We start from the raw sequence: 24,806 nt of genomic DNA, 5'->3' as shown, positions 1-24,806 counted from the left end.
TCATCTCCTGCCGAAGTGCGCCTCCACCTCGGGGCCCAGACCCAGCCGGGCGGCACGCACCGCCTGCTCCTCCTCGGGAGACAGGGGCTGGCGGCCCTTGCCGCCACGCAGTGACCGCGCATAGGTGCGGGTCTCCGAACGGCCGTTGATCGAGGTCAGGACGATCCCGTCACCCAGCCCGTTCATCAGCGCGACCGAGAAGGACAGCTGTCCGGTCATCTCCTCCAGCGCGTCGTAGCGGAACACCGCCACGTCCCTGATCGCCCTGAGATCCCCTGCGCTTCCGGCGCCCTCGACGGCCTGCCTGGCCAGCATCCGCTCGCAGTCCCTCAACGCGCCGCGGGACCGCCGTAGCGCCAGGCAACCGATCACCACGCCGGCGATCGCGACGCCGGCGACCCCGGCCACCACTCCCACGACCGTCCATTCGGTAATCATCACGGCACTCAGGGTAATGTCCGGGTCAGGGAAGTGTCCGGAAAATCTCCCGTCGTCTCGGCAGCCATGTCCCGAGCAGCCAGACCAGGACCAGCGCGCCCAGCCCGAACCCGTTCTGAACGATCTTGCCCAGCACCGGGCTGAGCAACGGGATCTCCGCCGCCTTGATCGACACTCCCCACCAGGGGACCGGCACCACGTAGTAGAGCCAGACGCCGGCGGCCACCCGGACCCGCACGGGGTCGCGCCCGTCACCGGCCAGCGCGCCGAGCACCACGACCACCCAGGCCAGGTGGTGGATCCAGGCCACCGGCGACAGCAGGACGGCCATCAGGCCGACCAGCGCGACCGCGGTCACCGCGTGCCCGTCGAACATCGCCCTGCGCGCGTGGCGGAAGCCGTACCAGGCGATCGCCGCGACCAACGCCAGCCAGAGCAGGCTCGTCGCCCAGTCGGGCAGGTAGAGGCGGATGAGCATGCCGCGGACCGACTGGTTGGTGGTCGCCGCGTTGGCGCCGAGCCGTTCCGGGTCGAGCAGCGCGTGGAACCAGAAGTCGGACGCGTCGGCCGGGATCACCAGGAAGGGCAGCAGGGTCAGCAGCGCCGCGGTGAAGGCGGCCATGAAGAAGGTCCTGCGCTGTTCCCGCCGGGCGCCCGGGCCGAAGCCGGTGACGAGCAGGTAGATCAGGAAGACGCCGGGGGTGAGCTTGACCGCGACGGCCAGGCCGATCAGCATGCCGCGGGGCCACACGGGACGGCGGGCCAGGCAGTCGGCCAGGCAGAGCGCGACGAGCAGGATGTCCACCTGGCCGAAGCGAACCTGGTCCCTGATCGGCATCAGGTAGGCGCAGGCGATCGTCAGCACGGCGAACACCACGGGGAGGCCGAGAGCGCCCGCCCGCTCCAGGACGCCACGGCCCGCCACGGCCGCGTCCACAGCCGGATCCGCCGTCGCGTCGTCCACAGCCGGATCCGCGACCGGATCCGCGACCGGATCCGCGGCCGGCGCCGCTGCGCTCCGGCCCGGCGCGATCCGCTCCGGCGAGGTACGGCCCAGCAGGGCACGGAAGCCGTGGGCGACGGCGACCCCCAGCGTCACGAAGACGAGGGCCGTCCACACCCACTGCGCGGCGGGCCAGGACATCATCGCCAGCGGCGTGGCCAGCATCGCCGCGATCGGCGGATAGGTGAACGGCAGGAGCTGCGGCGCGGGCGTCACGAAGTCGTAGACCGGCCGCCCCTCCAGGATCGCCTGGCCGCCGGTACGGTACACATCCAGGTCGACCAGGCGTTGGTCGTCGACGTTGCCCAGCCACTCGATCACCAGCGGGGACACCGCCACCGCGATGAGCAGCAGCGCGAGCAGCCACATCCACGGTGGCCGCTTGATCGTGGTCGCCTCGCCAGTCATCACGACCAGGCAGGTTACCGTGGGCCTGAGAGAAAACGGCCGCCAACGCATGGGAATACGGGAGAACCGGATGGGCTCAGCAGACGAGGGCAGGCCATGGCTCGCCGGATTCCCCGGCCCGTCCGGCGCCTTCGGACAGCCCGAGGTCCGGCACACGTCCCTCCCGGCACGGCTCGCACCCACGCCCGCCGGGCTCACCGGGCCCGCATCCACCGCTTTCGCCGTGTTCAGTGCGTTCACCGCTTTCGTCATGTTCACCGCGTTCGGCTCACGCCGGCGACCGGGCGCGCGCCGCGCCACGGCCCGCGCCCTCCTGGCCTCCGTGCTCCTGGCCTCCGTGCTCCTGGCCCTGTCCGGGGCCGGTACGGCCGCCGCCTCGACCCGGACGCTCCCCGCCAGGGTCGTGGTGATGGGGGTGCCGGGGCTGCAGTGGAGCGACCTGGACCGGGCACGGACGCCGAGCCTGTGGAAGCTGGTGGAGCGGGGTGGGTCCGCGTCGATGTCCACCCGGGCGGTGCCGCTGCCCGATCGGGGCATCACCTGCCCGGTCGCGGGCTGGCTGACCGTCTCGGCGGGACAGCGGGCGGGCGCCCCCGGAACCGGCTGCGCCCTGCCGGCGCCGCCGCGGCAGGGACCGGACGGCGGGGCGAGCGTGCCGGACTGGTCCGGGCTGGTGACCTACAACGCCACCGAGACCTCCTACCGGCCGGTGCTCGGGCAGCTCGGGCAGCTCGTGGTGGACGCGGGCGGGAAGGTGGCCGCGGTCGGACCGGGAGCGGTACTCGCCGCCGCGGACAAATCCGGAAATGTAAGTAAGTATGCGGCGAGCATCGACGACCTCGGCGACCTGGCACCGTACCGGCTGGTCGTGGTGGAGGTCGCCGACCTCGCGCGGGCCTGGATCGGGGCGGGCCCCGACGCGGGCGGTGATCGGGCCTCGATGAGCGAGCGGGCCAGGCAGGCCGCGGTGGCGGACGCCGACCGCCAGGTGGGCGCGGTCCTCGACCGGCTCCCGGCGCAGACCACGGTCCTGCTCGGCGGCCTGGCCGACACCTCGCCCGCGCCCCACCTGCACGTGGCCGTCGCCGACGGCCCCTCGCCCGAGAGCGCCCCCTATCCGCGCGGTTACCTGACCGCCGCCTCCACCCGCCAGGACGGGCTGGTCACCAACACCGACCTGACCTCCACCGTGATCGAACTGCTCGGCCTGACCTCCCCGAACGGCGTCGTGGGCCATGCCTGGCGGAGCGCGGGGCCGAGCGGGGAGCCGGCCGCCGGCACGGTGCGAAACCTCGCCGACGAGGACCTGGCCAGTCAGGTGCTGCGCGATGTGCGAGGACCGTTCTTCACGGTGTTCGTCACCGTACAGATCCTGTTCTACCTGCTGGCCGCGGTCGCGATCCGGCGGGGCTGGGGCGGCTCGCGGGCGCTGACGGCCACCCGGGTGGTCGCCGTGGCCAGCGGCGCGATCGCCGTCGCGACCTTCCTGGCCCAGCTCGTGCCCTGGTGGAGCCTGCCCGCCCCGATGGCCTGGGTGATCGTGACCATCTTCGGCATCGCCTGCGCGATCGCCGCGGTCGCCTTCGCCGGGCCATGGCGCTCGCACGTCCTCGGCCCGCTGACCGTGGTCGCCGGGATCACCTCGGTGGCCCTGCTGATCGACGTGATGACCGGCTCCAGGCTCCAGGTGAACGCGGTCACCGGCTACGAACCCGTCACCGGCGGACGCTTCTACGGCTTCAGCAACATCGCCTTCGCCGTCTACTCCGCCGGGACGATCCTGGCCCTGGCCGGGATCGCCCAGTGGCTGATCTCCCGGGGACGGCGCACGCTCGCGCTGATGCTCTGCACGGCCTACGGCCTGTTCGCGGTGTTCGCCGACGGCTGGCCGGCCTGGGGCGCCGACTTCGGCGGGGTCCCGGCGTTCCTGGTCGGGGTGGCCGTCTTCGTCATCCTGCTGTCCGGCAACCGGGTCTCCCCGGTCAAACTGGGGCTGGTCGGCCTGGCGGGCGCCCTGCTGATCGGGGTGATCGCGGTGGCCGACTGGCTCAAGCCCGCCGCACAGCGCACCCACCTGGGCGCCTTCGTCCAGCAGGTGCTGGACGGCGAGGCCTGGACCGTGATCGGCCGCAAGCTCGGCGCGATGGTCGGGGTCACGGTCGGCAACTGGTCGCTGACCCTGCTGTCGCTGGTGGCGCTGGCGTTCCTCTTCCTGGTGCTGGACCGGCCGTCCCGGTGGGGCGCCTCCGCGCTGGGCCGGGCCTACCTGCTCGCGCCGGCGTTGCGCGCCGGCCTGATCGGCGCGCTGGCCTGCGCGCTGATCGGATTCCTGATGAACGATTCGGGCATCGCCATCCCGGCGATGGCGCTCACCGTCGCGGTGCCGCTGACGCTGGCCGCCTGCGTGCGCGCGCTCCAGCTGTCGCCGCCCACCACGCCAGAGCGAGCGTCAGCGCCAGCAGGGACCACGGCACCGCCCGCTCTCTGACGACGGTCTTCAGCCAGAGCAGGTCCTCCGGGCGCAACGCCTCCCTGGCCGGGAGGTATCCCAGGGAGAGGATCGCCACCCTGGCCACCATGAAGCTCTCCAGCGCCGGCCAGGAGGCCATGGCCAGCAGCGCGAAGGCCAGCCCGTCGTACCAGGGCAGCGCGTACGGCGCGGCGAACAGCCAGGCGACCACCATCACCGCGGCGACCGCCGCGGCCGTGTGCCGGGGCGCCGCCCGCAGAATCATCCAGGCGAGCGCGGCCAGCAGGAGCAGGGAGCCGATCTGGATCCAGGCCGTGTAGGCGCCGGGCCCGAACATCGTCTGGAGCCCGACCTTGACCAGCTGCCAGGGCGTGCCGAGCGAGACCTTCCTGCTGGCCGCGCTGACCTGGTCGAAGACGTGCGAGCCGGCGACGCCGTAGACGACCAGCACGGTGGCCGTCGCGGTGCCGGCCACGACGGCGAGCCTGCCGGGCGAGCGGCGCAGCTCCCATGCCGGACCGAGCGCGACCAGCCCGGCGTTGAGCTTGACCCCGATCCCCACGCCGAGCAGCAGTCCGGACCCGGCCCCGCGGGCCATGAGCGCCGCGATCATGCAGGCCACGGCCAGGGTGTCCACGTGCATCCCGGCGGCCAGGTGGTAGATCATCAACGGGTTGGCCGCCCACAGCAGCGCCGCCCGCCGTTGCAGGTCCGCCTCTCCTCGGGTGAACCGGTGCAGCAGCAGCGCGGTCACGACGAACGCCGTCGCGTTGAAGGCCGCCATCACGAAGACCGTCAGCCTGACCGAGTCGCCGCCGGCGAAACTCGCCAGCGCCTGTACGGCGGTCGCCACCGGGCCGTAGACGCTGGTCACGCCGGCCCACTCCTCCACCGCCCCGGTGACGGGATCGCCGGGCAGCGCGGCGGGAGTGACGGCGTAGGGGTCATGGCCGAGCGTGACCAGCCGGCCGTAGGCGGCGTAGTTCAGGTGGTCGGCCGAGCCCGACGGCGGCAGGAAGGCCAGGAGCGCCGCCGCCGCGCAGCCGGCCGCGAGCAGCCACCGCGGATCGGGCCGCCACCGTGACCGCAGCGCCGCGGCGAGCCCGAGCCCGCCGAGCAGGAGCGCGGCCGCGGCCATGGCGATCACCAGATGGCCGTCGGGACGCAGGTCCAGCGAGTATGGCGGCTGCCAGGACGGGCCGGGCAGCGCTGGCACCATGGCAGAGGGGCCCAGCAGCCCGATCACGATCGTCAGCGCGACCGACAGGCCGACGGCCGCGAACGCGGCGGCGTCGAGCCCCCGCGGCACGCCGGGCGCGGGAACCCGTCTCTCATCGACAACCGACGGAACCCGAGTCACCCGCAAATTCCAGCACATCCGGCGCGGTGCCCGGAGCGGCATCACACGAACGAGCCCACCCGGCGGGGCGGGAACGCGCCTACCTGCGGGCCAGCAGGGCGCGGGCGACGTCGCGGAACTGCCTGGCCCGGTGGAGCTGGGCCTTCCAGTCGGTGCCGGTGGCCCGGTGGCTCATCTCCACCTCGACCTCTCGCACGCGAAATCCCCGGCGGAGCAGATCGATCGTCATGGCGGTCTCCACGCCGAAGCCGTGCGCCAGGGGCCGGGCGGCCTCGAACGCGGCCCTGGTCAGGCAGCGTTGCCCGTTGAGCGGCTGGGTGGGCGTCCATCCGGTGGCGCGCTCGATGCCCTCACGGGCGAGTTTCACCACGAATCCGTGGCCGCCCAGCTTCACGCGGGTGACGAACACGGCGATGGTCATGTCCGCCTCACCCGCCATGACCGGCTTGATCAGGGGCGCGGCCGTGTGCGCGCTCTCCCCCAGATCGGCGTCGAGGAACAGCAGGTGCCGAGGCTCCTCGCCGTCGAGCAGGCGCACCGCCTCGGCACCGCTCTCCATCGCGGCGGCCTTGCCCCGGTTGCGGCTGTGCCGTACGACGCGGGCCCCGGCGGCCTTGGCCACCCGGCCCGTCTGGTCCTTCGATCCGTCGTCCACGACCACGACGAGGTCCACACCGGACAGCGCCAGCGCCGCGGCCACGGTGGCGCCGATCCGGTCGGCCTCGTCCTTGGCCGGAATGATCACCGCTGTGCCGGTCATCCCTTGGGTTCGGCCGTCAGCAGCTTCCCGGGCACCGCATCGTGCACGGTGAACACCGAGTCGAGGCCGGTCACCTGGAGGATCTTGCGAACGGCGGGCCGCGGTGCCGCCAGCTCCAGTGTGCCGCCGCGTTCCTTCAGTCGCTTGAGCGCCGAAAGCAGCACGTTCATGCCCGTGGAGTCGCAGAACTCCACCTTTGACATGTCGATGACCACATAGGTGGTCGGGCTCTCCTGGAGCAGCCGAGTGAACTCGGACTGGAGACCAGGAGCGGTATATAGGTCGATTTCGCCGACAATGGTCATGACGGTGTGCCCGGCATGAGATCGAGTTGAGACTTTTAGCTCCACAGCGGGCACACTAGCGGCGCGAAGGCCGCTGGTCACGTTCTCTCGCCGAACCCGAGTCGTCAGCCCTTTGTCCCCCGTTTCGGCCCCACGGAAACCGTGAGTGCGCGAAACTTGACACTGTGCAACACCGGCTTAGCCGGAAAGGGGGGAGACCCGGAATCTCCCGACCGTCCCTGCGCTACGTCAGTGGCGGCCGTTGAGTAGAAACGGGCTCGAACGCAGCGATGAACACCGACCTTCCTGAGGATCCCCAACGGCAGCGACTCCGGGAGCACCTGGAGTCCATGATCACCCGCACCGAGAAGGCCACGTCGTGGCACGATGCGGCCAATTCTTTGCGCAGTCTGGTGAACCGCGAGGGATACGTACCGATCAGAACCCGCCTGGCCAGTGAGGACCTCGACTTCCTCGAGGGGGCGCGCGAGGAGTTACTCGGCTTCGCCGCCCTCGGAGTCAGGCTTCTCGACCTGCACCAGCCCCGCGACGCGGGCGGCATCACCAGCGACGCGGCGCATCCCATCCTGCGCTGCCGCAGCTGCATGTGGCGCTGGCCGTGCCCGACCTTCCGGGCCATGGCCGAGTCCTTCGGCAGCCCCAGGACCCCGACTTCCTGCCAGCACGTCGAGCCCGACGACGGCGAGAACGAGGACGACGCCCAAGTGACCCTCGTCGTCCCCGTCCGCCCCGAGGCTCCCGTCCGGACGGCGGGCGAGGTCCCGGTTCTGACGACCCCTCGCCGGGCCGTGGGAGACATGACCGTCTGACCGTGCCCGGCGGGGCTTCCCCGATCCGGCGGACCGGCGGGGCCCACCGTCGTGGGAGGGCCGCCCCCGTGCCGGGCTTCAGATGGACAGCGGGAGACGGATCTCGAAGCGGCAGCCGGGCCCGGCGTTGACCACGCCGATGGCTCCCTCGTGTGCCTCGACGATGCCCCGGGCGATCGCCAGGCCGAGCCCGGCTCCCGCGCCGTCCGCGCTGGGGGTCCGGGCCGCCTCTCCGCGGAAGGCGACATCGAACACGCGGGGCAGGTCGTCCGCCGGGATGCCGCCGCAGCAGTCGGCGACCTGCAGGCAGGCCACCCCGTCCTCCACCAGCGCGCGCACCCGGACCGTGCCGTCGGCCGGGGTGTGCCTGATGGCGTTGACCACCAGGTTGCGCAGGGCCCGCGACAGCTCCCCGGCGTCGGCCTGGACCGGGATCGTCTGTTCGGCCTGACCCGCCAGCCGTACTCCCTTGGCCCGGGCCAGCGGCTCCGCCCCGGCCAGGGCGTCGGCGACCAGGTCGCCGAGACCGACCCGCCGGCGGGACAGCCGCAGCGCCCCCGCATGGATCCTGGACAGCTCGAACAGGTCGCCGACCATTCCCGACAGCCGTTCCACCTCCAGGCGGATCTGCGTGTGATACCGGCTCACGGTCTCCGGGTCGGAGACCACGCCGTCCTCCAGGGCCTCGGCCATGGCCCGCATACCGGCCAGCGGGGTGCGCAGGTCATGGCTGACCCAGGCGACCAGCTCCCGGCGGGCGCTCTCCAGGGCGCGTTCGCGCTCATGCCCCAGGCGCAGGCGCTCGTAGGCCTCGTCCAGGGTCCTGGCGATGGTGTCGAGCTCGGCGGGCAGTCCGCGGGGCGGCTCGAACTCTCCCGAGGGCGGTACGGCGTGCACTGCGGCGACCAGCCTGCGGCTGGCCGCCACGACCCGGCGGGCCAGCACCGTAGCGACCCCCAGGCCGACCAGCCCACCGACCGCGACCACGCTGAGCACGATGTCCCTGGGCGTGCCCTCGATGATCATTTTCAGCGTGATGGCGACCACGCCCCCCACCGTGGCCAGGACGGTCACCACGGCGACCACCGCGAGCATCACCCCGATCGACCGCTCCCGCAGCAGCCGCATCACGCCCAGTCCGGCCAGCGCGACCAGCAGGCCGAGTCCCGCGGTGACCGCGACGATCAGCAGGATCTCGGGGATCATGACGGCTGCGCCAAGGGCTCGTAGCGGTAGCCGACGCCCCATACCGTGACGATGCGCCGGGGGGTGGTCGGGTCCGGCTCGATCTTCTCGCGAAGGCGGCGGACGTGGACGGTCACCGTCGAGGAATCGCCGAAGGACCATCCCCAGACCTGGTCGAGCAGGGCGGAGCGGCTGAAGGCCTGGCGGGGGTTGCGCATGAGATGGGCCAGGAGGTCGAACTCGCGGGCGGTCAGCATGATCTGGTCCTCGCCGAGCCGTACCTCGTGGGCGCCGACGTCGACCACCAGGGCGCCGTCCCTGAGCACGCCGGTTCCGGCCGGCACCGTGGCGCCGCGCGCCCGCCGCAGCACGGACTGGACGCGCAGGGCCAGCTCCCGGGGGCTGAACGGTTTGGTGACGTAGTCGTCGGCTCCGGTCTCCAGACCCACGACCCGGTCGATCTCCTCGCCCAGCGCGGTCAGCATGATCACCGGTACCGGCCAGCGCTCCCTGAGCTTCTTGCAGACCTGGAGCCCGTCCATCTTCGGCAGCATCAGGTCGAGCACCAGTAGATCGGGCGGGTTGGACAGCGCACGCCGGAGCGCCTCGGCGCCGTCGGTCACGCATTCGACCAGGTGGCCGTCGCGTTCCAGGTAGCGGGCCACGACCTCGGCCACCGTCGGGTCGTCGTCGACCACCAGAATCCGCGCGCTCATGGTCTCCACGGTAGGCCCGGGCGCGGCCGGCGCCTAAGCCTGTCACCACTCCGTAAGCACTGGATCGTTATGGTTCCGGCTCCCCTCGGACCGGCTCCGGGTCGTACGGTGGGATCATGAGTCGTACCGTCATGGCAGTCCTGGGCGTCATTCTCGCGCTCTACGTCGTGTTCGGGCTCGTGCTGCCCGCGCTGTTCGGGCTCTTCAAGTTCCTGATCGTGCTGGCGCTGATCGCCTTCGTGGTCGTCGCCGCCGTCACGGCCGTGAGCAAGTTCACCAAGTGAGCCTGCTGCTCGCCCTCCAGACGCTGGCCGTCTGGATGTTCGACGGCGGGGGCGGCGCCGTGACGGCGACCGCCGTGGTCGGGCTGGGCGTGCTCCTGCTCGCCTGGGCGCTGCGCGCGCTGCCGGTCACCGCGCAGACGGGTGAGCGTTCGGCGCTGTCGCGGCGGGAGCGGGCCAGGCGGGTCCTCTTCGTCCGGCAACGCGACCCTGACGCCGCCGGGCGGTCACGCCCCAGAGCGCCTTCGGCGGGCCCGGCGCCCGCGTAGAGCCACGCTTCCGGCACGTCCGCCGGATCGCGGGCGCCTTCTGAGCTGATTCCCATTCGGTCAGAAGGGCTCCCATGTTCGACTCCGTCATCGAGTTCACCGCCGCTCTCATCACCGCGATCGCCCAGCCGCTGGGCTCCGTCGCACCGGCGATCATCCTGTTCACCCTCGGCGTCCGGCTCCTGCTGCTGCCGCTCAGCGTCATGCAGGCCAGAGGAGAGCGCGTCAGGGCGCGGCTGGCGCCGCGGCTCCAGGAGCTGAGGAAGCGGCACGGCCGCGACCCCGAGCGGCTCCGCCGTGAGCTGGCCGCGCTGTACGCGCGGGAGAAGGCCTCCCCGCTGGCCGGCTGTCTGCCGGGCCTCGTCCAGATGCCGTTCTTCATGGTGACCTACCGGGTCTTCGCCTCTTCGGAGATCGCCGGTCACGCGAACGCCCTGCTCACCCACGGGCTGTTCGGAGTGCCGCTGGGGCAGCACTTCGCCAGCACGGTGGCCGGGTTCGGGCTGCTCAGCGGACCGACCCTGGTCTTCGCGGGACTGTTCCTGCTGCTGTTCGCCGTGGCGTCGATCACATCGCTGCGGATGCGCCGCACGATGGACGAGCAGACCCAGCCGGAGATGCTCCGCCGGCTGCTGCCACTGCTGCCGTTCGCGACGTTGCTGGCCGCGGCCGTACTGCCGCTCGCGGCGGGTCTCTACCTGCTGGTCACCACGGCGTGGACGGCCGCGGAGAAGGCGGTGCTGTACCGCGCGGCGCCCGCCGCCGCCTGATCAAGACCTTGTCCCGCTTCACCGAGGATGAAGCGGGACAGGATCTATCCGCACTCCCGCAGAGCGGGTTCGGGGATGGAAACCTGACCATTACCGTTACTCACGGTGTCGACGGTTGTGACCACCGCCCACACCGTGGTGATCTCTCCGTCGTGCCTGACCCCCCATCTGGCGGCCAGATACTCGACGATACCGAGGCCCCTGCCCCCCAGAGAAGAGAGCGTGGGCCGTCCTGCTCGCGGCTCCGTGGCGGCCCCTCCGTCACTCACCGCTACCTCGACGTGTCCGTCAGCCCAGCGCCACGCCACCCTGATCTGACCGGACGGTAAAGGATGTGCGTGCCGGAGCGCGTTGCTCAGCAGCTCGCTCACCACGAGGACCGCGTCATCGATCGCGGTCTCGTAGACCCCCAATTCCTGCAGGTCAGAGCAGAGGCGTTGACGTGCGACAGCGACGCTGGACGGTGCATACGGCAACAACACGACGCTCGACGCACTCACCTCCCCGTATCCCTGTTCCCCCTGAGGAACACACCCCAGTACGACCGAAATGCCCCGTTAGATGGTCTTAGAAACCGAGCGTCAATTACAGCTTGTGCACATTCGACAATAGATCAGCTCATCCGTTACCGGGTCCTTACCGCTTCGGCGTGTCACTTAGGTAAGGGCGCCTGGCGTGTCGGCAATGCGCAGGGCCAGTCGCATGCGGGTGCCGCCGCCCGGCCGCGGGTGCGCCGACACCTCGGCGCCCTGGGCGTGGGCCAGGCTGCGCACGATGTAGAGGCCCAGACCGACTCCGCCGAACCGGCGGCGGTCGCCGCTGTCTCCCTGGACGAAGCGTTCGAAGACGCGCTCCCTACTGGCCGGAGGGATGCCCACGCCCTCGTCGTCCACGACCACCACCACCCGGTCGCCGGCCACCCAGGCCTCGACCCTGATGAGGCCGCCGTCCGGTGAGTACTTGAACGCGTTCTCCAGAAGCTGGCCGAGCATGATGTCGGTGGCGAGCGCGTCACCGGAGACCGGCGGCAAGCGGTCGGGGACGCTCACCTCGACCCGGTGCAGGTCCGACAGGACCGGCAGGCCCAGCGTGGCGGCCCGCAGCAGCTCCCCGAGGTCGAAGCCCTCGATCCGGAGCGTCAGCTCGCCCGCCCCCGCGCGGGAGCCCAGCAGCAGGTGGTCCATGAGCTGACCGAGGGAGCGAGCCCGCTCGGCGATGGTGTGCACGGCGGCGCGGCGCTCGGCGTCGGTCATGTTGTCCCAGCGCGAGTCGAGCGTGCCGGCGAAGCCGCGGACCACCGTGATCGGGGTGCGCAGCTCATGGCTGGTGGTGGCGAGGAAGAGGTCCTTGGCCTCCTCCAGCTCCTTGGCCCGGGTGATGTCGCGGAAGTCCACCACGATCTCGCCCGTCTCCACGATCTCCGCGCAGAGCACGTCCAGCCAGGTGCCCGAGGGAAGCTGGAGGGTGAGCTTGTCACCGGGCTCGGGCAGCTGGAACGGCGGCGGCCCGCCGATCACCTCGGCCGCGTGGAAGCCCGTCAGCTCGCAGGCGGCCGGGTTCCACTGGATGACCCGGCCCAGGTTGTCGAGGACCGCGATGCCGTCGGCGCTGGCGTCGAACACGGCCCGTTCGTGGGCGCGCTGCCGTACGGCCTCCTGGTAGGCCATGGCGTTGCCGACGGCGATCCCGGCGTGCCCGGCGAGCAGTTCGAGCAGCTCCAGCTCCACGTGGCCGGCCTTGCGCTTGGCGAACAGGGCGTACAGCGCGCCGTACGGCCTGCCGCCCACCGCCGCGACGCCGAGCGCGATGGTGTGCAGGCCGGGCAACTGCGACCAGATCAGCTCGTCCAGCCGAGCCTGGTTCCCGGTCTCCAGCATCACGGTCCTGCCGGTGCGCAGGAGCTTGCCGACCAGGCTCGTGCGCAGGTCGGCGGTGGAGTCGCGAAGCGAGCCGGGAAGCCGGTGGCTGGCCACCAGACGGACGCGGTCGCTCTCGATGAGCACGAACCCGCCCGCGTCGGCCCCCGTCAGCTCGGTGAGGCTGGCCGCGATCCGGTCGAGCACGGCGGGCAGCTCCCGCTCGGCGTTGATGTCGGCGACCACGTCGGTGAGCCTGCGGACGAGCTGCGCCCGGCGAGCGACCCGGTCCTGGGCGGTCTCGTCGTCCTGGGCCAGGTGGTAGACGCTGACGTAGCCGAGCAGCGCCCCCGCCTCGGACCGCAGCGCGCTCGTGTCCACCCGCACGTCGAGCAGGCTGCCGTCCCGGCGGAACCGCTTGGTCCGCAGCGAGACCTGGCCTCCGGTGCGCACCCGCTCCAGGACCGCGTTGTGCTCGGCCGTCAACTCTTCGGGGATCACCGGGGCGCGGCGCCCGAGCATCTCCTCGGCCGACCACCCGAACAGGCGCTCGGCGGCGGGATTCCACGTCAGCACCGCCTGATCCCGGTCGAGAGCGACGATCGCGTTGGGCGCGCCGGCGACGACCGCACGGCCGATGCCGTCGTCACCGCCGGCCCTGTTGTCACCCACACACCCATAGTGCCGCGTTAACCGGCCTGATCTTGGCACTTTCGTCCGCATGTGCTGACACTCGTTGGGGTGATCCGTCCGATACGCTGCGGACACCACACACCTGGATACGAAAGGGTGGGGCCATGTCATCCGGTGACATCGACGCATTGCTACGGGTGACCTCGCCCGACTACATAGGGAAGACTCATCCCGACATCGCGTTCGGCACCCTGGACGGCCCGGTGGGACGTCTCACCCTGGCGGTGACCAACCGGGGTGTGGTGGCGTGCAGCTACGAGGACGAGAACGTCATCTTCGAGCGCGTCAGCAGGGAGGTCGGCTCGTTCATCGGGCCCGACGCCCGGCGGCTCGACCCGGTCCGCCGGGAGCTGGACGCCTATTTCTCCGGCCGGCTGCGCACCTTCGCCACCACGGCCGACCTTCGGCTGGCGACCCCGTTCGCCAGGACCGTGCTGCAGATGATGACCGCGGTGCCGTACGGCACGGCGACCACCTACCGGGAGATCGCCGAACGGATCGGCAGGCCGCGGGCGCTGCGCGCGGTCGGCAACGCCCTGGGCAGCAACCCGGTCTGCGTGATCGTGCCCTGTCACCGGGTGGTCGAGAGCGAGGCCGTCCTCGGCGGTTACGCGGGAGGCGCGATCGCCAAGGAGCGGCTGCTGCGCGTCGAGAGAGCCAACAGGAACCACCCGGCCGGCGGGGCGTGAACCGCCCGGCCGGCGGAGCGTTCACCGACGGCGGCGGAGCGCGCCGAGACCGAGGGTGATCAGGCCGGAGACGAGGAACGCGCCGATGGCCGCGCTCATCCACGGCTGCGGGGTGAAGCCGATGGCCTTCCTCGCACCGTTCCAGATCGCCGCCCACCACGACACCGTCGAGGGGGCCGCGAGCAGCCACCAGGTGGCGAAGCCGAGCAGCCACGGGACCACCATGAGCCAGCGGGAGGGCGCGTTCTCGGAGGTGTCCCACTCCTTGCCGTGTCCGAGCAGGAAGTAGTCGACCGCGAACACGCCGAGCATCGGCACGAACACCGCGCCGATGATGCCGAGGAACGCCCCGTAGGAGTTGACGTCGACGACCAGGGCCATGCCCGTGGTCAGCACGCCGATGACCACGGAGAAGATCCGGCGGTCCACCCGCGGCATCAGGTTCTGCAGCGACATCGCGGTGGAGTAGACGTTCGCGAAGGACTGGTCGGTCTCGCGCAGCACGAGGACGCCGAAGAACAGCGCGCCGAGCGGGGCCGCCACGAACGGGGCGAACACCGTGGTCGGCTGCTCCAGCACCGCGCCGTGACCCGCGAGCGCCACCGCGTAGACACCGACGGCCAGGCAGGCGACCTGGGCGACGGTGTAGCCGCCGACGACGCCGGTGAAGGCCGCGCGGCTGGAGCGCGAGTGCCTGGCGTAGTCCGCCGCGACCGGCACCCACGACACCGACAGGGCGATCACGAAGTCGACGGCCGAGGCGAAGGCGTCCCAGGAGCCGCCGGTCTGGGCGGGGGTCTCGCGGATGAAGACCACCGCGAACCAGATCACCGAGATGACCACTCCCGCCGTGACGAACCGCCGGATCAGCCGGATCGCGCCCAGGGGATAGATGGTCAGCGCCGTCGTCAGGACACCGGCGGCGATCGCCCAGACCGCGTAGGGGACGGACGTCCCGAAGATCGCCTGCGCGCCCATCGCGACGACCCACAGCTCGAACGCGCCCCAGCCGATCATCTGGATGATGTTGAGCACGGTCGGGACGGCCGAGAGTCTCGCGCCGAACAGCCCGCGCAGCAGCACCATCGCGGGCTGGCCGGTCTGCGCGCCCGGGACCGCGGCGAGGCCGACCATGGCGGTGCCGATGAGGCTGCCGACCACGGAGGCGGTCAGCGCCGCGGTGAAGGTGAGCGGATTGTCGTCGAGGAGCGGGTTGATCAGGAAGAGCGCGAAGGAGAATCCGAGCAGGCTGACGCCCAGGTTCGCCCAGAACGCGCCCTGGTCGAGCGCGCCGAGGGTCTTCGGCGGAGCCTGGTCAAGGGTGAGGGGGGCCTCGGCATGCTTGACATCGATGACGTGGGACGTCATGAAAAGCTCCCTACGCCGGCATTACCCGGACAGGTTCATGCGGTCGGCGGCGCGTCGGAGAGCTCACATGGCCCTCTGCGTGGTTCCGCCCTCTCAGCCCGGTCCCGCCCGAGCTCCCGCGATAGATAATTCGCCCCGAATTATGTCATTTCTTCCCTTCTGCGCAAGGGGCAGACCCTTGCCGCGCGAGGGGCACGTCAGGCGACGAACGGATCCTGGCTGCTTTCGCTGACCATCGGACGGCCGGCGAACTCCCAGGACTGCATGCCACCGCCGACGTTGATCGCGTCCCGGCCGATGTGGCCGAGCCAGGCGGCGGCGTGCGCGGAACGACCGCCGACGCGGCAGACGACGTAGACGGGCGTGTCCTTGGGCACTTCTTCCACCCGGGCCTGCAGCTCGCCGAGCGGGATGTGAACGGCCGTGGGCGCGTGCCCGGCCTGCCACTCGTCGCTCTCTCGTACGTCGAGCAGGAACGCGCCCTCCGGCACGTCCTGCACCTGGACCTCAGGAACACTCATGGCACCATTCTTTCAACTCCGCCATCGGATGGGGGGTAAAGCGGCTGGACCGCCCCAACTTCACCAACATATGCGTGCACGTTCCGGGAAAAATCCGGGCAAGCTCCGAAAGGCCGGCTCAGGGCACGTCCCAGAAGGCGAGCTCGTGGGACATCCCCTCGGTGAACAGCTCCACGGCCCTGTCGAGGTCGGGGACGGCCTCGTCGATCATCACGGCGATGCGCCCGGTCAGTTCGGCGAAGCCGGGATGCGCGTAGGTGTCGACCCAGGCACGGTAGCGGGGCTCGGCCGGAGGGTTCTCGGCGAGGATGCGACCGAGGGTGGAATAGCCCCACATGCACGGATAGAGCGCGGCCAGGCCGTCGGCGTAGCCGGCCGCGGAGTCGAGCAGGAACGAGGTGTAGGCCACGCAGGCCGGCCCCTTCTTCGCGCCGGCGAGATCAGCGGCGAACTCGGCCGACAGGGACCGGTGCAGGTCCAGCTCCTCGTGGAAGGTGGCATGGGCCAGGTCCACCAGATCACCCAGGTGCCCGTCGGGTGCCTGCCAGGCGAGCCGGGAGAACACCCGCACGTAGTCCAGAAGGAACAGGTAGTCCTGCTCAAGCCAGGACCGGAACACCGGCTCCGGCAGATCCCCCCGCGCGATCCCCGCCACCGTGGGGTGGGCGAGCTGCGCCTGGAGGAGCGGGCGGCCGATGAGATGGAGTTCCGCTGAGATGCTCATAAACCGAGCATTGTCGCAGCGCCGAAGGCGTCTCAACGCCGGCGCCCGGGTGACGCCCACGAAGTAGGGTCGGCAGATGACGACCATCGCCGAAGAAGTCCTCCTGCTCGCCTACGAAGAGACCGAAGGCAAGCAACTGATCAGCTCCTCGGAGCTCGACGCCGCGCTCGGCGGCGCCCTTCTGGCGGAGCTCGCCGTCGCCGGCCGGATCGATCTGGTCGGCAAGAAGGTCACCGTTGTGGACCCCACACCGCTCGGGGAAGAGGAGCTGGACGCGACGCTGGCGCGGATCGCCGCGGAGTCCAGGGAGCACAAGCCTGACTGGTGGGTCTACAAGCTCCACTCCACCAAGCTCCGCAAGCGCCTGCTGTCCCGGCTGGCCGAGCAGGGTGTGTTGAGCGAGGAGTCCCGGAAGGTCCTCGGAATCTTTCCCAGCACCCGCTATCCCGAGCGTGATCCACGCGTGGAGCAGGGCATCCGCGAACACGTCCAGAGCGTGCTGTCCGGAGCCTCCCCCGACGAGCGGTCGGCCGTGCTGATCGCGATCCTGCACGCGGTGAAGATCGACCGCAAGGTGTTCCCCGGTACGAGCAAGGAGCGCATCAAGGAGATCACCGAGGGCGAATGGGCCGCCGAGGCGGTCGCCAAGACCGTCGCCGCCATCAACGGCGCCATCATGGCCTCGGTGATCGCCGCAACCGTCGCCGCCAGCAGCGCCGCCGCCACCTGAGCCGTCACCCCAGGGCACCGGCTCGGGCACCGGCACATGCACCACCGTCATCCGAGCCGTCGCCCCGGGGCACCGGCACATTCACCGCCGTCACCCCAGGGCACCGGCACATGCACCGGCACATTCACATGCACCGGCTCGGGCGCCGAGGGCGCCTGAGCCGCCCGGCCGGGGCGTCACTTGCCGAGGACGTCCTTGGGAACCGGCTTATCCTCGGCCAGGGCCCGGAACATGCGCAGGGCCTTGGCCTGGTCCCACTTGACGACGGCCTGGCCGTTGATGGTCGGCAGGGAGCCGACGGGGACGACCGTGGTCACCGGGTTGTCGCCCATGGCCAGGCCGAGGGAGAGCAGGTTGAACGCGCCGGTCTCCTCGCCGACGGCCACGGAGTCGGCCGCGCTCAGGGCGAGCGGGACGGAGCGGAAGGGGTTGATCAGCACTCCGGGACTCGACGCCTTCTTCACCACCGCGGAGAAGAACTGGCGCTGGCGCTGGGTCCGCTCGAAGTCGGGTATGGCGCCGGTGGCCCGGGTGCGGACGTAGCCGAGGGCCGTGCCGCCGTCCATCGTCTGCAGGCCCTTCTTGAGGTCGATCCCGGCCTTGGGGTCCTTGATGGCCTGCTTGACGTTGATCTCGACGCCGCCGATGGCGTCCACTATCCCCACGAAGCCGCCGAAGCCGATCTCCATGTAGTGGTCGAGCCGGATCCCGGTGACCTTCTCGACGGTCTTGGCCAGCAGCTTGGGACCGCCGTTCTGGTAGGCGTAGGCGGCGTTGAGCTTGTCGCTGCCGTGGCCGTCGATCGGCACGTAGGAGTCGCGGGGGAGGCTGACCAGGGTCGGGCGGTCGCCGCCGTCGGGGATGTGCAGCAGCATCATCGTGTCGGTCCGGCGGCCGATGGAGTTGCCGGTGGCGAGCTTCTTGCGCTGGGCCTTGGTCAGGCCGGCGCGGCTGTCGGAGCCGACCAGCAGCCAGTTGGTGCCGGGGGTGTCCGCGGGGCGGCCGCCGTAGTCGGTGAGTGCCTCGATCCGCGTGAGCCGGGAGTTGATCATGAAGTATCCGCCGACGGCCAGCACCAACAGCACGGCGAGCAGCCCGATGAGGATCCGCGCGATCAGCTTGCCCGGCCGCTTCGGACGCCAGGTCATGCCCGGCGTCCGGCTCGTGCCATTCCCGCCGGAGGACCCTCCGGCGGCCTCGCCGGGAGGTCCGGCGGGGGAGGCGGCCGGCCCCGGCAGGGGCCTGACCGGGCTGGAGCCCTCCCTGGCCTTGCCGTAGACCCGCGAGGTCGTCCGCGGTCGCGTGTCACCCGGCGGCTCCTCCCCGCCGGTCCCTGCCGGTCGGCCCCGTTCCTGCCCCGGACCGGCGGGCCGTCCGGCCGCCCGGGGCGGCGTGGGCTGGGGCGATCGCAGCGCGCGGGTGCGATCGTCGTCTTCCGGCCAGTCACCCACGTCGTATCCCCGCCACTTCTTGAAACCGCGTTGAGACCGTCATTATCGACGCTACGTCGTCACCCCGTCGCGCGCAGACGCCTCCCCAAGGTTTCCCCGTGTAAAAGTACGCAGAAGGGTACGTGGCGGCCAACGATGCAATCGTCGGTCAAACTGGAAACATCGATCACCACACGGATCGTTACGGTAGGGGACGACCTCTGCTCGAAAGGATGATCGTGTCCACTCCGGACTCATGGAGTACCTGCCCGTGCACATGCACGGGAACTGCCGCTGACTCGACCGGGAGAGCCGCCCGGTGAACACGGCTCTCGGTCTGCTGGCCGTACTGCTCCTCACTCTCGCCACCGGCTATTTCGTCGCCCAGGAGTTCGCCTTCGTGGCCGCCGACCGCGGCGTGCTGCGCGAGCAGGCCGACGCGGGCGACGCGGCGGCCAGGCGAGCGTTGGAGGTGACGGGACGCCTGTCGTTCATGCTGTCGGGCGCCCAGCTCGGCATCACCGTCACCGCCCTGCTGGTCGGCTTCATCTCCGAGCCCGCCATCGCCACCGTGATGCGCCCCTGGCTGGAGGCCGCGGGCCTGCCCGCGGCGGCGGTACCCGGCGTCGCGGTGGCGCTGGCCGTCGCGGTCGCCACCGTCATCCAGATGGTGCTCGGCGAGCTCGCCCCCAAGAACCTGGGCATCGCCCGTCCCGAGCCGGTGGCGAAGTTCCTCGCCGGCTCGACCATCGTCTACCTCAAGATCGCCGGGCCCGTCATCCGGCTGTTCGACTCCGCCGCCACCGGCCTGTTGCGCCGGGTGGGAGTGGAGCCCGTGGAGGAGATCGAGCACGGCGCCAGCCCCGAAGAGCTGTCCCGCATCATCTCCGAGTCGGCCACCTCCGGCGACCTTCCCCCGCGGCTGTCGGAGCTGCTGGAGCGGGCGCTGGAGTTCGGCGACCGCACCGCCGAGGACGTCATGGTGCCGCGCCCGCGCGTGGTGCTGCTGCGGGCCGAACGCCCGATCTCCGACCTGCTCGACGCCGTCCGTGAGCACGGCCACTCCCGTTATCCGGTGCTGTGCAAGGAGAACGGCGAGGACGTGGTCGGCGTCACCGGCGTACGGGAACTGCTGAGGTCCGGCCTGACCGACGGCCCGCTGGAGAAGATCACCCGCTCCGCGCTGCTCGTGCCCGACTCGTTGCCGCTGCCGGTCGTGCTGGAGCGCATGCGTGCCGCCCACGACGACCTGGCCTGCGTCATCGACGAGTACGGCGGGCTCGCCGGCGTGGTCACGGTCGAGGATCTGGCCGAGGAGCTCGTCGGCGAACTGGTCGACGAGAACGATCCCGAGCCCGCCGGAGTCGTCGCCAACGACGACGGCACCTGGGACCTGCCGGGCACGCTCCGGCTCGACGAGGTCGAGCGGGCGACCAAGCTGGCGCTCCCCGAGAGCGACGGCTACGACACCATCGCCGGCCTGGTGCTCGCCACCCTCGGACGGATGGCCGAACCCGGCGACCGGGTCACCGTCACGCTGACCCGGGAGACCGACCTGTTCGCCAACGACGACGGGGCCGACGCCAACGCGGCGCTCACCGTGCTGTCGGTGCACCGCCGGGTCCCCGAGTGGGTACGGCTGGCCCCTGCCCCGGCGCAGGACGCCGGGGAGGACGGCGAGCCCGCGATGGCCGGGCCGCGAACGGCCGAACACGGTGACGGGACATCCATGATCGAGCGAAGCACGGTGGACGGACGATGAGCATCATCGGAGCCCTGCTCCTCGGCGTGGCCCTGCTGATCGGCAACGCCTTCTTCGTCGCCGCCGAGTTCGCCGTCATCTCGGCCCGCAGGCACCGCCTGGAGGAGCTCGCGGGCAAGGGCGGCCGGTTGACCCGGATCGCCGCGCGCGCCGCCGTACGCGGCGGCAGGGAGCTCTCCCTGATGCTGGCCGGGGCCCAGCTCGGCATCACGCTGTGCTCGCTCGGCCTCGGCATGGTCACCGAACCGGCGATCGAACATCTGCTGGAGCCGGTCTTCGCGGCGATCGGCCTGCCCGAGCCGCTCCGGGTGCCCATCTCCCTGATGATCGCCCTGGCGCTGATCACCTTCCTCCACATGGTGGTGGGAGAGATGGCTCCCAAGTCGTGGGCGTTGACCCACCCGGAGACCGCGGCGATGGGCCTGGCCCTGCCGTTCCGCGGCTTCACCCGGGTGGTGCGGCCGGTGCTGGCCTCCCTCAACGCCCTGACCAACGGGGTGCTGCGGCTGTTCGGCGTGCACGCCAGGGACGAGCTGGCCACCACCAGGACCCCGGTCCAGCTCGCCATGCTGGTCGGCGAGTCCGGCCGGATGGGCCTGCTCGACCGGGACGAGCACGACCTACTCACCCGGGCCCTACGGGTTCACCAGCAGCCGGTCGAGCGCCTGATGCTGCCCATCGGGGAGGCGACCTGCGTGAGCGGGGACGCCACCGAGGACCAGGTGCGCCGGACGTCCGCCGACAGCGGGCACCTGCGCCTGCTGGTCAACTCGGGCAGGCCTGGCGACGTCCTGGGCGTGCTGCACGTCAGGGACGTCCTGATCCGGCCCGAGGCGAGCCCGGCGGAACTCGCCCGCCCGGTGCCCAGGCTGGACAAGAGCACGACGATTCCCGAGGCCGTGTCCGTTCTCCAGGACGCCCACGCCCATGTGGGCCTGGTCACGGACGGCGGCGACGAGGTGGCCGGCATGGTGAGCCTCACCGACCTGCTCGGCGAGCTGCTGGACGTGCGGATCCTGGCCACGCGCTAGCGAGAGGCGTAAGGGAGGGGCGGGTCCGGGTCACCGGACCCGCCCCTTTCCGGCTCGGGCCGATCCGTCTCTTCTCGTCCGGCCATCTCTTCCCGCCCAGCTCTGTCCGATCGTCTTTGTCCGGTCGTCTCTTCCCGCCCGGCTCTGTCCGATCGTCTTTGTCCGGTCGTCTCTTCCCGGTCGTCGGCCGGTGACGCACGCCGTACGCGCCGCGGGGGACCGTAGAACGGAGCGGGGCGGCATACCCATAGATTTGTCAGCCCTGAGCGTAATACGCCGCAAGTAGCCCGAAAGTGATCTGCAAGCCGGCGCGGGTAGACATCTCCGCGTGCCAGGAAGCCGTAAAGAATCCCGCAAAAACACAAGAAGCCCCGGTTCCGGGGAACCAGGGCTCTCTTATCGCTGTGGATCTACCGATTGCATCGGTGAATTCGAGTGGGCGAGGAGGGATTTGAACCCTCACGTCCTTTCGGACACACGGACCTGAACCGTGCGCGTCTGCCGTTCCGCCACCCGCCCTTTTGGGTGCGGTGGAAACATTAGCACGGATCAGCCGGTACCCACGAACCCGGATACGATCCTCCTAGACGCGGAGCGGAACAGCTGGGTGCGAGAGAGCGAGGAACAAGCCCCAAGCGGCCGTGACCTAGGTAGACGGAGGAAGGGAGGTACCCGGTGGGAGTCCTTCAGCGCTTCGAGCGGAGGCTCGAAGGCTTGGTTGAGGGAGCCTTTGCGCGGGCGTTCAAATCTGACCTTCAGCCGGTCGAGGTTGCCAGCGCGGTTCAGCGTGAGATGGACGAGCGTGCGGCGATCGTCGCACAAGGGCGCACGCTCGTGCCGAACGACTTCGTGGTCGAGCTGTCCACGACCGACAGCGAACGCCTGGAGGTCTACGCGGACAGCATCGGCCACGAGCTGGCCAACCTCGCCAGGGAGTACGCCAAGGAGCAGGGCTACTCCTTCGTGGGACCCGTCCGGGTGCGCTTCGAGACGGCGGACGACCTGGCGGTCGGCCTCTTCCGGATCCGCTCGGGCGTGATCCGCGGCGCGACGGTCGAGCAGGACGAGATCCGCCAGCCGGTGAGCGATGTGCCGGCGGCCAAGCCGCACGCCTTCGGCGGCCGTCCCCGCCTGCTGGTCTCCACTCAGGACGACCCGCAGGGACAGCGTTCCTACGACCTGACCACCCCGGTGACCCTGCTCGGCAGGGGCACAGACTGTGATCTGCGGCTGGTCGACCCGGGTGTGTCCCGGCACCACGCCGAGCTGCGCGTGGAGGGTCCCCAGGTCGTGCTCGTCGATCTCGGCTCCACCAACGGCACCTTCGTCAACGGCCAGCCGGTTCGCCGGGTCGAGCTCCAGAACGGCACTCGCGTGACACTGGGGCGCACGACTCTGGTTTTCCGGCGCGATTAAAGGTAAACAGACGGTCCATGTCCGAGCTCACGCTGCTGCTGATCCGGCTCGCGTTCCTCGCGGTGCTGTGGTTCTTCGTGATTGCCGCTGTCGGCGTGATCCGGACGGACTTGTTCGGATCACGTACGGCCACCGCCGCCCCCGCGCGCAAGGCTCCCAAGCCGGCCAAGCCCGCGGCCAAGTCCAGGAAGGGGGAGCCACGACAGATGGTCGTCACCGGCGGTCCCCTGCAAGGCACCACCATCACCCTGTCGGAGACGCCCATCACCATCGGCCGAGCGAGTGACGCCACGCTGGTGGTGACCGACGACTACGCTTCCAGCCTGCACGCCCGGCTCTTCTCCCAGGACGGTCAGTGGATCGTGGAAGATCTCGGTTCGACCAACGGCACATATCTCGACCGCTCCAAAGTCACCCGTCCGACTCCGGTGCCGCTCGGTGTTCCGATCCGCATCGGTAAGACCGTCATCGAATTGCGCAAATGACCATCGCACTCCGTTACGCCGCCCGCTCGGACGTCGGTCTCCTCCGCGAAGGCAACGAGGACTCGGCCTACGCCAGCGCTCGCCTGCTCGCCGTCGCCGACGGCATGGGCGGCCACGCACACGGCGAGGTGGCCAGTTCGGTCGCCATCGCCGCGATGTCCTCCCTCGACGAGGACCCGCAGGGCGGTGACCTGCTCAGCGCCATCGAGGCGGCGGTGCGAGACGCCAACCGCAGACTGCACGAGATGGTGGGGCGCGATCCGAGCCTCAAGGGCATGGGCACCACCCTGACCGCCATGCTGTGGTCCGGCACGAGGGTCGCCCTGGTCCACGTCGGCGACTCCCGCGCCTACCTGCTGCGCGCCGGGGAGCTCTACCAGATCACGCACGACCACACCCTGGTGCAGTCGCTCGTGGACGACGGCCGGATCACCCTGGAGGAGGCCGCCACCCACCCGCAGCGCTCGATCCTGCTGCGCGCGCTCGATGGCAGCGGCGAGGTCGACCCCGACCTGTCCCTGCGCGAGGCGCAGGTCGGCGACCGTTACCTGCTCTGCTCGGACGGGCTGTCGGGGGTGGTGAGCGCGGAGACGCTGCACCACACGCTCTCCACGATCGAAGACCCCGAGACGGTGGTCCGCACGCTCATCGACCTGGCCAACCGGGGCGGCGGTCCCGACAACATCACCTGCGTGCTCGCCGACGTCCTGGAGGTGGACGAGGGCCTGCCCCTGCCCGCCGACGCCGCCGTGGTGGGCGCCGCGGGGTCCAGCCGGCCGCGGGCGCATCAGCCGCCGGACACCCCGGCCGGCCGCGCCAGCGCGATCACCATGCCGCAGCCGGTCATCGCGGACGACGATCCGGAGGAGCCGGTCGTCAGGGCCACGAGGCGGCCGGCCAAACGCCGTCGGCTGTGGCCGCTTGTGGCCTCGGTGGGCGGCGTCGTCCTGGTCGGAGGCGGCCTAGGCTGGTACTTCGGCAGCCAGTGGCTCGATGATCAATACTTCGTGGGGGCGAAAGGGGATGAGATCGTGGTTTTCCAGGGCGTGAAGACCAACATCGGCCCCATCGAGCTCTTCGACGTCGCCCGGAGCACCACTGAGTCGATCAAGGTTCTCAACGCCTTCCAGCAGGGCCAGGTCCGCGACGGCATCCCCGTCACCAGCGTCGACGAGGGCCTGAAGAAGATCCAGGAGCTCAAGACGTCCGGTGTGAAGGCGACGCCGAAGCCCACGCCCAGACCCGAGACCAAGTCCGACGGGAAGGGCAAGCAGACCTCCCAGCCGAGCGGCACCGCAACCCCGGAACCCACAAGGTCACAGTAGAC

General features: G+C 70.7%; 25 protein-coding genes, 1 tRNA gene and 1 riboswitch. Of the genes, 12 read left to right on the top strand and 14 right to left on the bottom strand.

From position 1 onward, the window contains the following. Positions 1 to 438, bottom strand: a complete 438-nt coding sequence (locus tag ACQPYK_RS00680; protein ID WP_433258659.1) for a DUF4446 family protein — start codon at positions 436 to 438, stop codon at positions 1 to 3. Positions 439 to 463: 25 nt separating this feature from the next. Beyond that, positions 464 to 1,849: a glycosyltransferase 87 family protein gene (locus tag ACQPYK_RS00675; RefSeq protein WP_433258657.1), complete on the bottom strand. Its 1,386-nt coding sequence runs from the start codon at positions 1,847 to 1,849 to the stop codon at positions 464 to 466. A 70-nt stretch (positions 1,850 to 1,919) separates the two neighbouring features. Here ACQPYK_RS00675 and ACQPYK_RS00670 point away from each other — a divergent pair, with 70 nt between their 5' ends. Continuing rightward, on the top strand, positions 1,920 to 4,337 hold the full coding sequence (locus ACQPYK_RS00670) for a hypothetical protein (protein WP_433248523.1): 2,418 nt from the start codon (positions 1,920 to 1,922) through the stop codon (positions 4,335 to 4,337). Here ACQPYK_RS00670 and mptB read toward each other — a convergent pair. The 3 genes from mptB to ACQPYK_RS00655 form a co-directional block, all read right to left on the bottom strand. Next, complete coding sequence (gene mptB, locus ACQPYK_RS00665) at positions 4,219 to 5,628, bottom strand: polyprenol phosphomannose-dependent alpha 1,6 mannosyltransferase MptB (protein WP_433248520.1); 1,410 nt, start codon at positions 5,626 to 5,628, stop codon at positions 4,219 to 4,221. The two genes, ACQPYK_RS00670 and mptB, sit on opposite strands and share 119 nt — an antisense overlap. 130 nt (positions 5,629 to 5,758) lie before the next feature. Beyond that, positions 5,759 to 6,439, bottom strand: coding sequence for a glycosyltransferase (locus ACQPYK_RS00660; RefSeq protein ID WP_433248517.1), 681 nt, complete (start codon positions 6,437 to 6,439; stop codon positions 5,759 to 5,761). After that, on the bottom strand, positions 6,436 to 6,789 hold the full coding sequence (locus ACQPYK_RS00655) for an STAS domain-containing protein (RefSeq protein WP_433248514.1): 354 nt from the start codon (positions 6,787 to 6,789) through the stop codon (positions 6,436 to 6,438). Before ACQPYK_RS00655 ends, ACQPYK_RS00660 begins: the two co-directional genes overlap by 4 nt. 224 nt (positions 6,790 to 7,013) lie before the next feature. Between ACQPYK_RS00655 and ACQPYK_RS00650 the strand changes: the two genes are divergently transcribed. After that, positions 7,014 to 7,553, top strand: coding sequence for a hypothetical protein (locus ACQPYK_RS00650; protein ID WP_433248511.1), 540 nt, complete (start codon positions 7,014 to 7,016; stop codon positions 7,551 to 7,553). A 78-nt stretch (positions 7,554 to 7,631) separates the two neighbouring features. On the opposite strand, the gene ACQPYK_RS00645 is transcribed toward ACQPYK_RS00650, so the two are convergent. After that, positions 7,632 to 8,759 carry a sensor histidine kinase gene (locus tag ACQPYK_RS00645; RefSeq protein ID WP_433248508.1) on the bottom strand — a complete coding sequence of 376 codons (1,128 nt, stop codon included), beginning with the start codon at positions 8,757 to 8,759 and terminating at the stop codon, positions 7,632 to 7,634. After that, positions 8,756 to 9,454 carry a response regulator transcription factor gene (locus ACQPYK_RS00640; RefSeq protein WP_433248505.1) on the bottom strand — a complete coding sequence of 233 codons (699 nt, stop codon included), beginning with the start codon at positions 9,452 to 9,454 and terminating at the stop codon, positions 8,756 to 8,758. Before ACQPYK_RS00640 ends, ACQPYK_RS00645 begins: the two co-directional genes overlap by 4 nt. Before the next feature lie 116 nt (positions 9,455 to 9,570). Between ACQPYK_RS00640 and ACQPYK_RS00635 the strand changes: the two genes are divergently transcribed. From ACQPYK_RS00635 to ACQPYK_RS00625, 3 genes are all read left to right on the top strand, one after another. Beyond that, on the top strand, positions 9,571 to 9,738 hold the full coding sequence (locus ACQPYK_RS00635) for a hypothetical protein (protein ID WP_433248502.1): 168 nt from the start codon (positions 9,571 to 9,573) through the stop codon (positions 9,736 to 9,738). After that, on the top strand, positions 9,735 to 10,004 hold the full coding sequence (locus tag ACQPYK_RS00630; protein WP_433248499.1) for a DUF6412 domain-containing protein: 270 nt from the start codon (positions 9,735 to 9,737) through the stop codon (positions 10,002 to 10,004). Before ACQPYK_RS00635 ends, ACQPYK_RS00630 begins: the two co-directional genes overlap by 4 nt. A gap of 74 nt (positions 10,005 to 10,078) precedes the next feature. After that, positions 10,079 to 10,774 carry a YidC/Oxa1 family membrane protein insertase gene (locus ACQPYK_RS00625; protein ID WP_433248496.1) on the top strand — a complete coding sequence of 232 codons (696 nt, stop codon included), beginning with the start codon at positions 10,079 to 10,081 and terminating at the stop codon, positions 10,772 to 10,774. Between the two features lie 44 nt (positions 10,775 to 10,818). On the opposite strand, the gene ACQPYK_RS00620 is transcribed toward ACQPYK_RS00625, so the two are convergent. Together ACQPYK_RS00620 and ACQPYK_RS00615 are read right to left on the bottom strand one after the other, a co-directional pair. Then, positions 10,819 to 11,256, bottom strand: coding sequence for an ATP-binding protein (locus ACQPYK_RS00620; protein WP_433258655.1), 438 nt, complete (start codon positions 11,254 to 11,256; stop codon positions 10,819 to 10,821). Positions 11,257 to 11,430: 174 nt separating this feature from the next. Beyond that, a complete protein-coding gene (locus ACQPYK_RS00615) occupies positions 11,431 to 13,353 on the bottom strand; it encodes a PAS domain S-box protein (RefSeq protein ID WP_433248493.1) in 1,923 nt (640 codons plus the stop codon). Between the two features lie 74 nt (positions 13,354 to 13,427). Between ACQPYK_RS00615 and ACQPYK_RS00610 the strand changes: the two genes are divergently transcribed. Then, the gene (locus ACQPYK_RS00610; protein WP_433248490.1) at positions 13,428 to 14,012 is read left to right on the top strand and encodes a methylated-DNA--[protein]-cysteine S-methyltransferase; all 585 of its coding nucleotides are present in this window, start codon (positions 13,428 to 13,430) and stop codon (positions 14,010 to 14,012) included. A gap of 21 nt (positions 14,013 to 14,033) precedes the next feature. On the opposite strand, the gene ACQPYK_RS00605 is transcribed toward ACQPYK_RS00610, so the two are convergent. The 3 genes from ACQPYK_RS00605 to ACQPYK_RS00595 all read right to left on the bottom strand — a co-directional run bounded on the left by ACQPYK_RS00605 (position 14,034) and on the right by ACQPYK_RS00595 (position 16,625). Beyond that, on the bottom strand, positions 14,034 to 15,380 hold the full coding sequence (locus ACQPYK_RS00605) for a purine-cytosine permease family protein (protein WP_433248487.1): 1,347 nt from the start codon (positions 15,378 to 15,380) through the stop codon (positions 14,034 to 14,036). Further along, a riboswitch (TPP riboswitch) is annotated at positions 15,371 to 15,510 on the bottom strand. It overlaps the preceding gene by 10 nt. Positions 15,511 to 15,577: 67 nt before the next feature. Then, entirely contained in the window at positions 15,578 to 15,901 is a 324-nt protein-coding gene (locus ACQPYK_RS00600) for a rhodanese-like domain-containing protein (RefSeq protein ID WP_433248484.1), read from the bottom strand. Between the two features lie 118 nt (positions 15,902 to 16,019). Further along, on the bottom strand, positions 16,020 to 16,625 hold the full coding sequence (locus ACQPYK_RS00595; RefSeq protein WP_433248481.1) for a TenA family protein: 606 nt from the start codon (positions 16,623 to 16,625) through the stop codon (positions 16,020 to 16,022). A 76-nt stretch (positions 16,626 to 16,701) separates the two neighbouring features. On the opposite strand from ACQPYK_RS00595, the gene ACQPYK_RS00590 reads away from it, so the two are divergent. Further along, positions 16,702 to 17,355 (top strand): GOLPH3/VPS74 family protein, encoded by a 654-nt coding sequence (locus ACQPYK_RS00590; protein WP_433248478.1) that lies wholly within the window; start codon positions 16,702 to 16,704, stop codon positions 17,353 to 17,355. Between the two features lie 176 nt (positions 17,356 to 17,531). Here ACQPYK_RS00590 and ACQPYK_RS00585 read toward each other — a convergent pair whose 3' ends face one another. Then, complete coding sequence (locus ACQPYK_RS00585) at positions 17,532 to 18,806, bottom strand: LCP family protein (protein ID WP_433248475.1); 1,275 nt, start codon at positions 18,804 to 18,806, stop codon at positions 17,532 to 17,534. A 298-nt stretch (positions 18,807 to 19,104) separates the two neighbouring features. On the opposite strand from ACQPYK_RS00585, the gene ACQPYK_RS00580 reads away from it, so the two are divergent. Together ACQPYK_RS00580 and ACQPYK_RS00575 are read left to right on the top strand one after the other, a co-directional pair. After that, positions 19,105 to 20,547 (top strand): hemolysin family protein, encoded by a 1,443-nt coding sequence (locus ACQPYK_RS00580; RefSeq protein WP_433248472.1) that lies wholly within the window; start codon positions 19,105 to 19,107, stop codon positions 20,545 to 20,547. Further along, positions 20,544 to 21,578 (top strand): hemolysin family protein, encoded by a 1,035-nt coding sequence (locus ACQPYK_RS00575; RefSeq protein ID WP_433248469.1) that lies wholly within the window; start codon positions 20,544 to 20,546, stop codon positions 21,576 to 21,578. Before ACQPYK_RS00580 ends, ACQPYK_RS00575 begins: the two co-directional genes overlap by 4 nt. Positions 21,579 to 22,014: 436 nt before the next feature. Here the strand turns inward: ACQPYK_RS00575 and ACQPYK_RS00570 are convergent. After that, positions 22,015 to 22,097, bottom strand: a tRNA-Leu gene (locus ACQPYK_RS00570). 156 nt (positions 22,098 to 22,253) lie between these two features. On the opposite strand from ACQPYK_RS00570, the gene ACQPYK_RS00565 reads away from it, so the two are divergent. The 3 genes from ACQPYK_RS00565 to ACQPYK_RS00555 are packed head-to-tail and all read left to right on the top strand — an operon-like array spanning position 22,254 to position 24,804. Continuing rightward, entirely contained in the window at positions 22,254 to 22,994 is a 741-nt protein-coding gene (locus ACQPYK_RS00565) for an FhaA domain-containing protein (protein WP_433248466.1), read from the top strand. A gap of 17 nt (positions 22,995 to 23,011) precedes the next feature. Next, the gene (locus tag ACQPYK_RS00560) at positions 23,012 to 23,479 is read left to right on the top strand and encodes an FHA domain-containing protein FhaB/FipA (protein WP_433248463.1); all 468 of its coding nucleotides are present in this window, start codon (positions 23,012 to 23,014) and stop codon (positions 23,477 to 23,479) included. Then, a complete protein-coding gene (locus ACQPYK_RS00555) occupies positions 23,476 to 24,804 on the top strand; it encodes a Stp1/IreP family PP2C-type Ser/Thr phosphatase (protein WP_433248460.1) in 1,329 nt (442 codons plus the stop codon). The genes ACQPYK_RS00560 and ACQPYK_RS00555 overlap by 4 nt, the downstream gene beginning before the upstream one ends. Positions 24,805 to 24,806 lie beyond the last annotated feature (2 nt).

Origin of the sequence: Streptosporangium sp. CA-135522 (assembly GCF_050949235.1) — a bacterium.
GTDB lineage: Bacteria > Actinomycetota > Actinomycetes > Streptosporangiales > Streptosporangiaceae > Streptosporangium.
The sequence above is the reverse complement of the archived record's forward strand: the minus strand, read 5'-3'. Positions and strand labels throughout refer to the sequence as shown.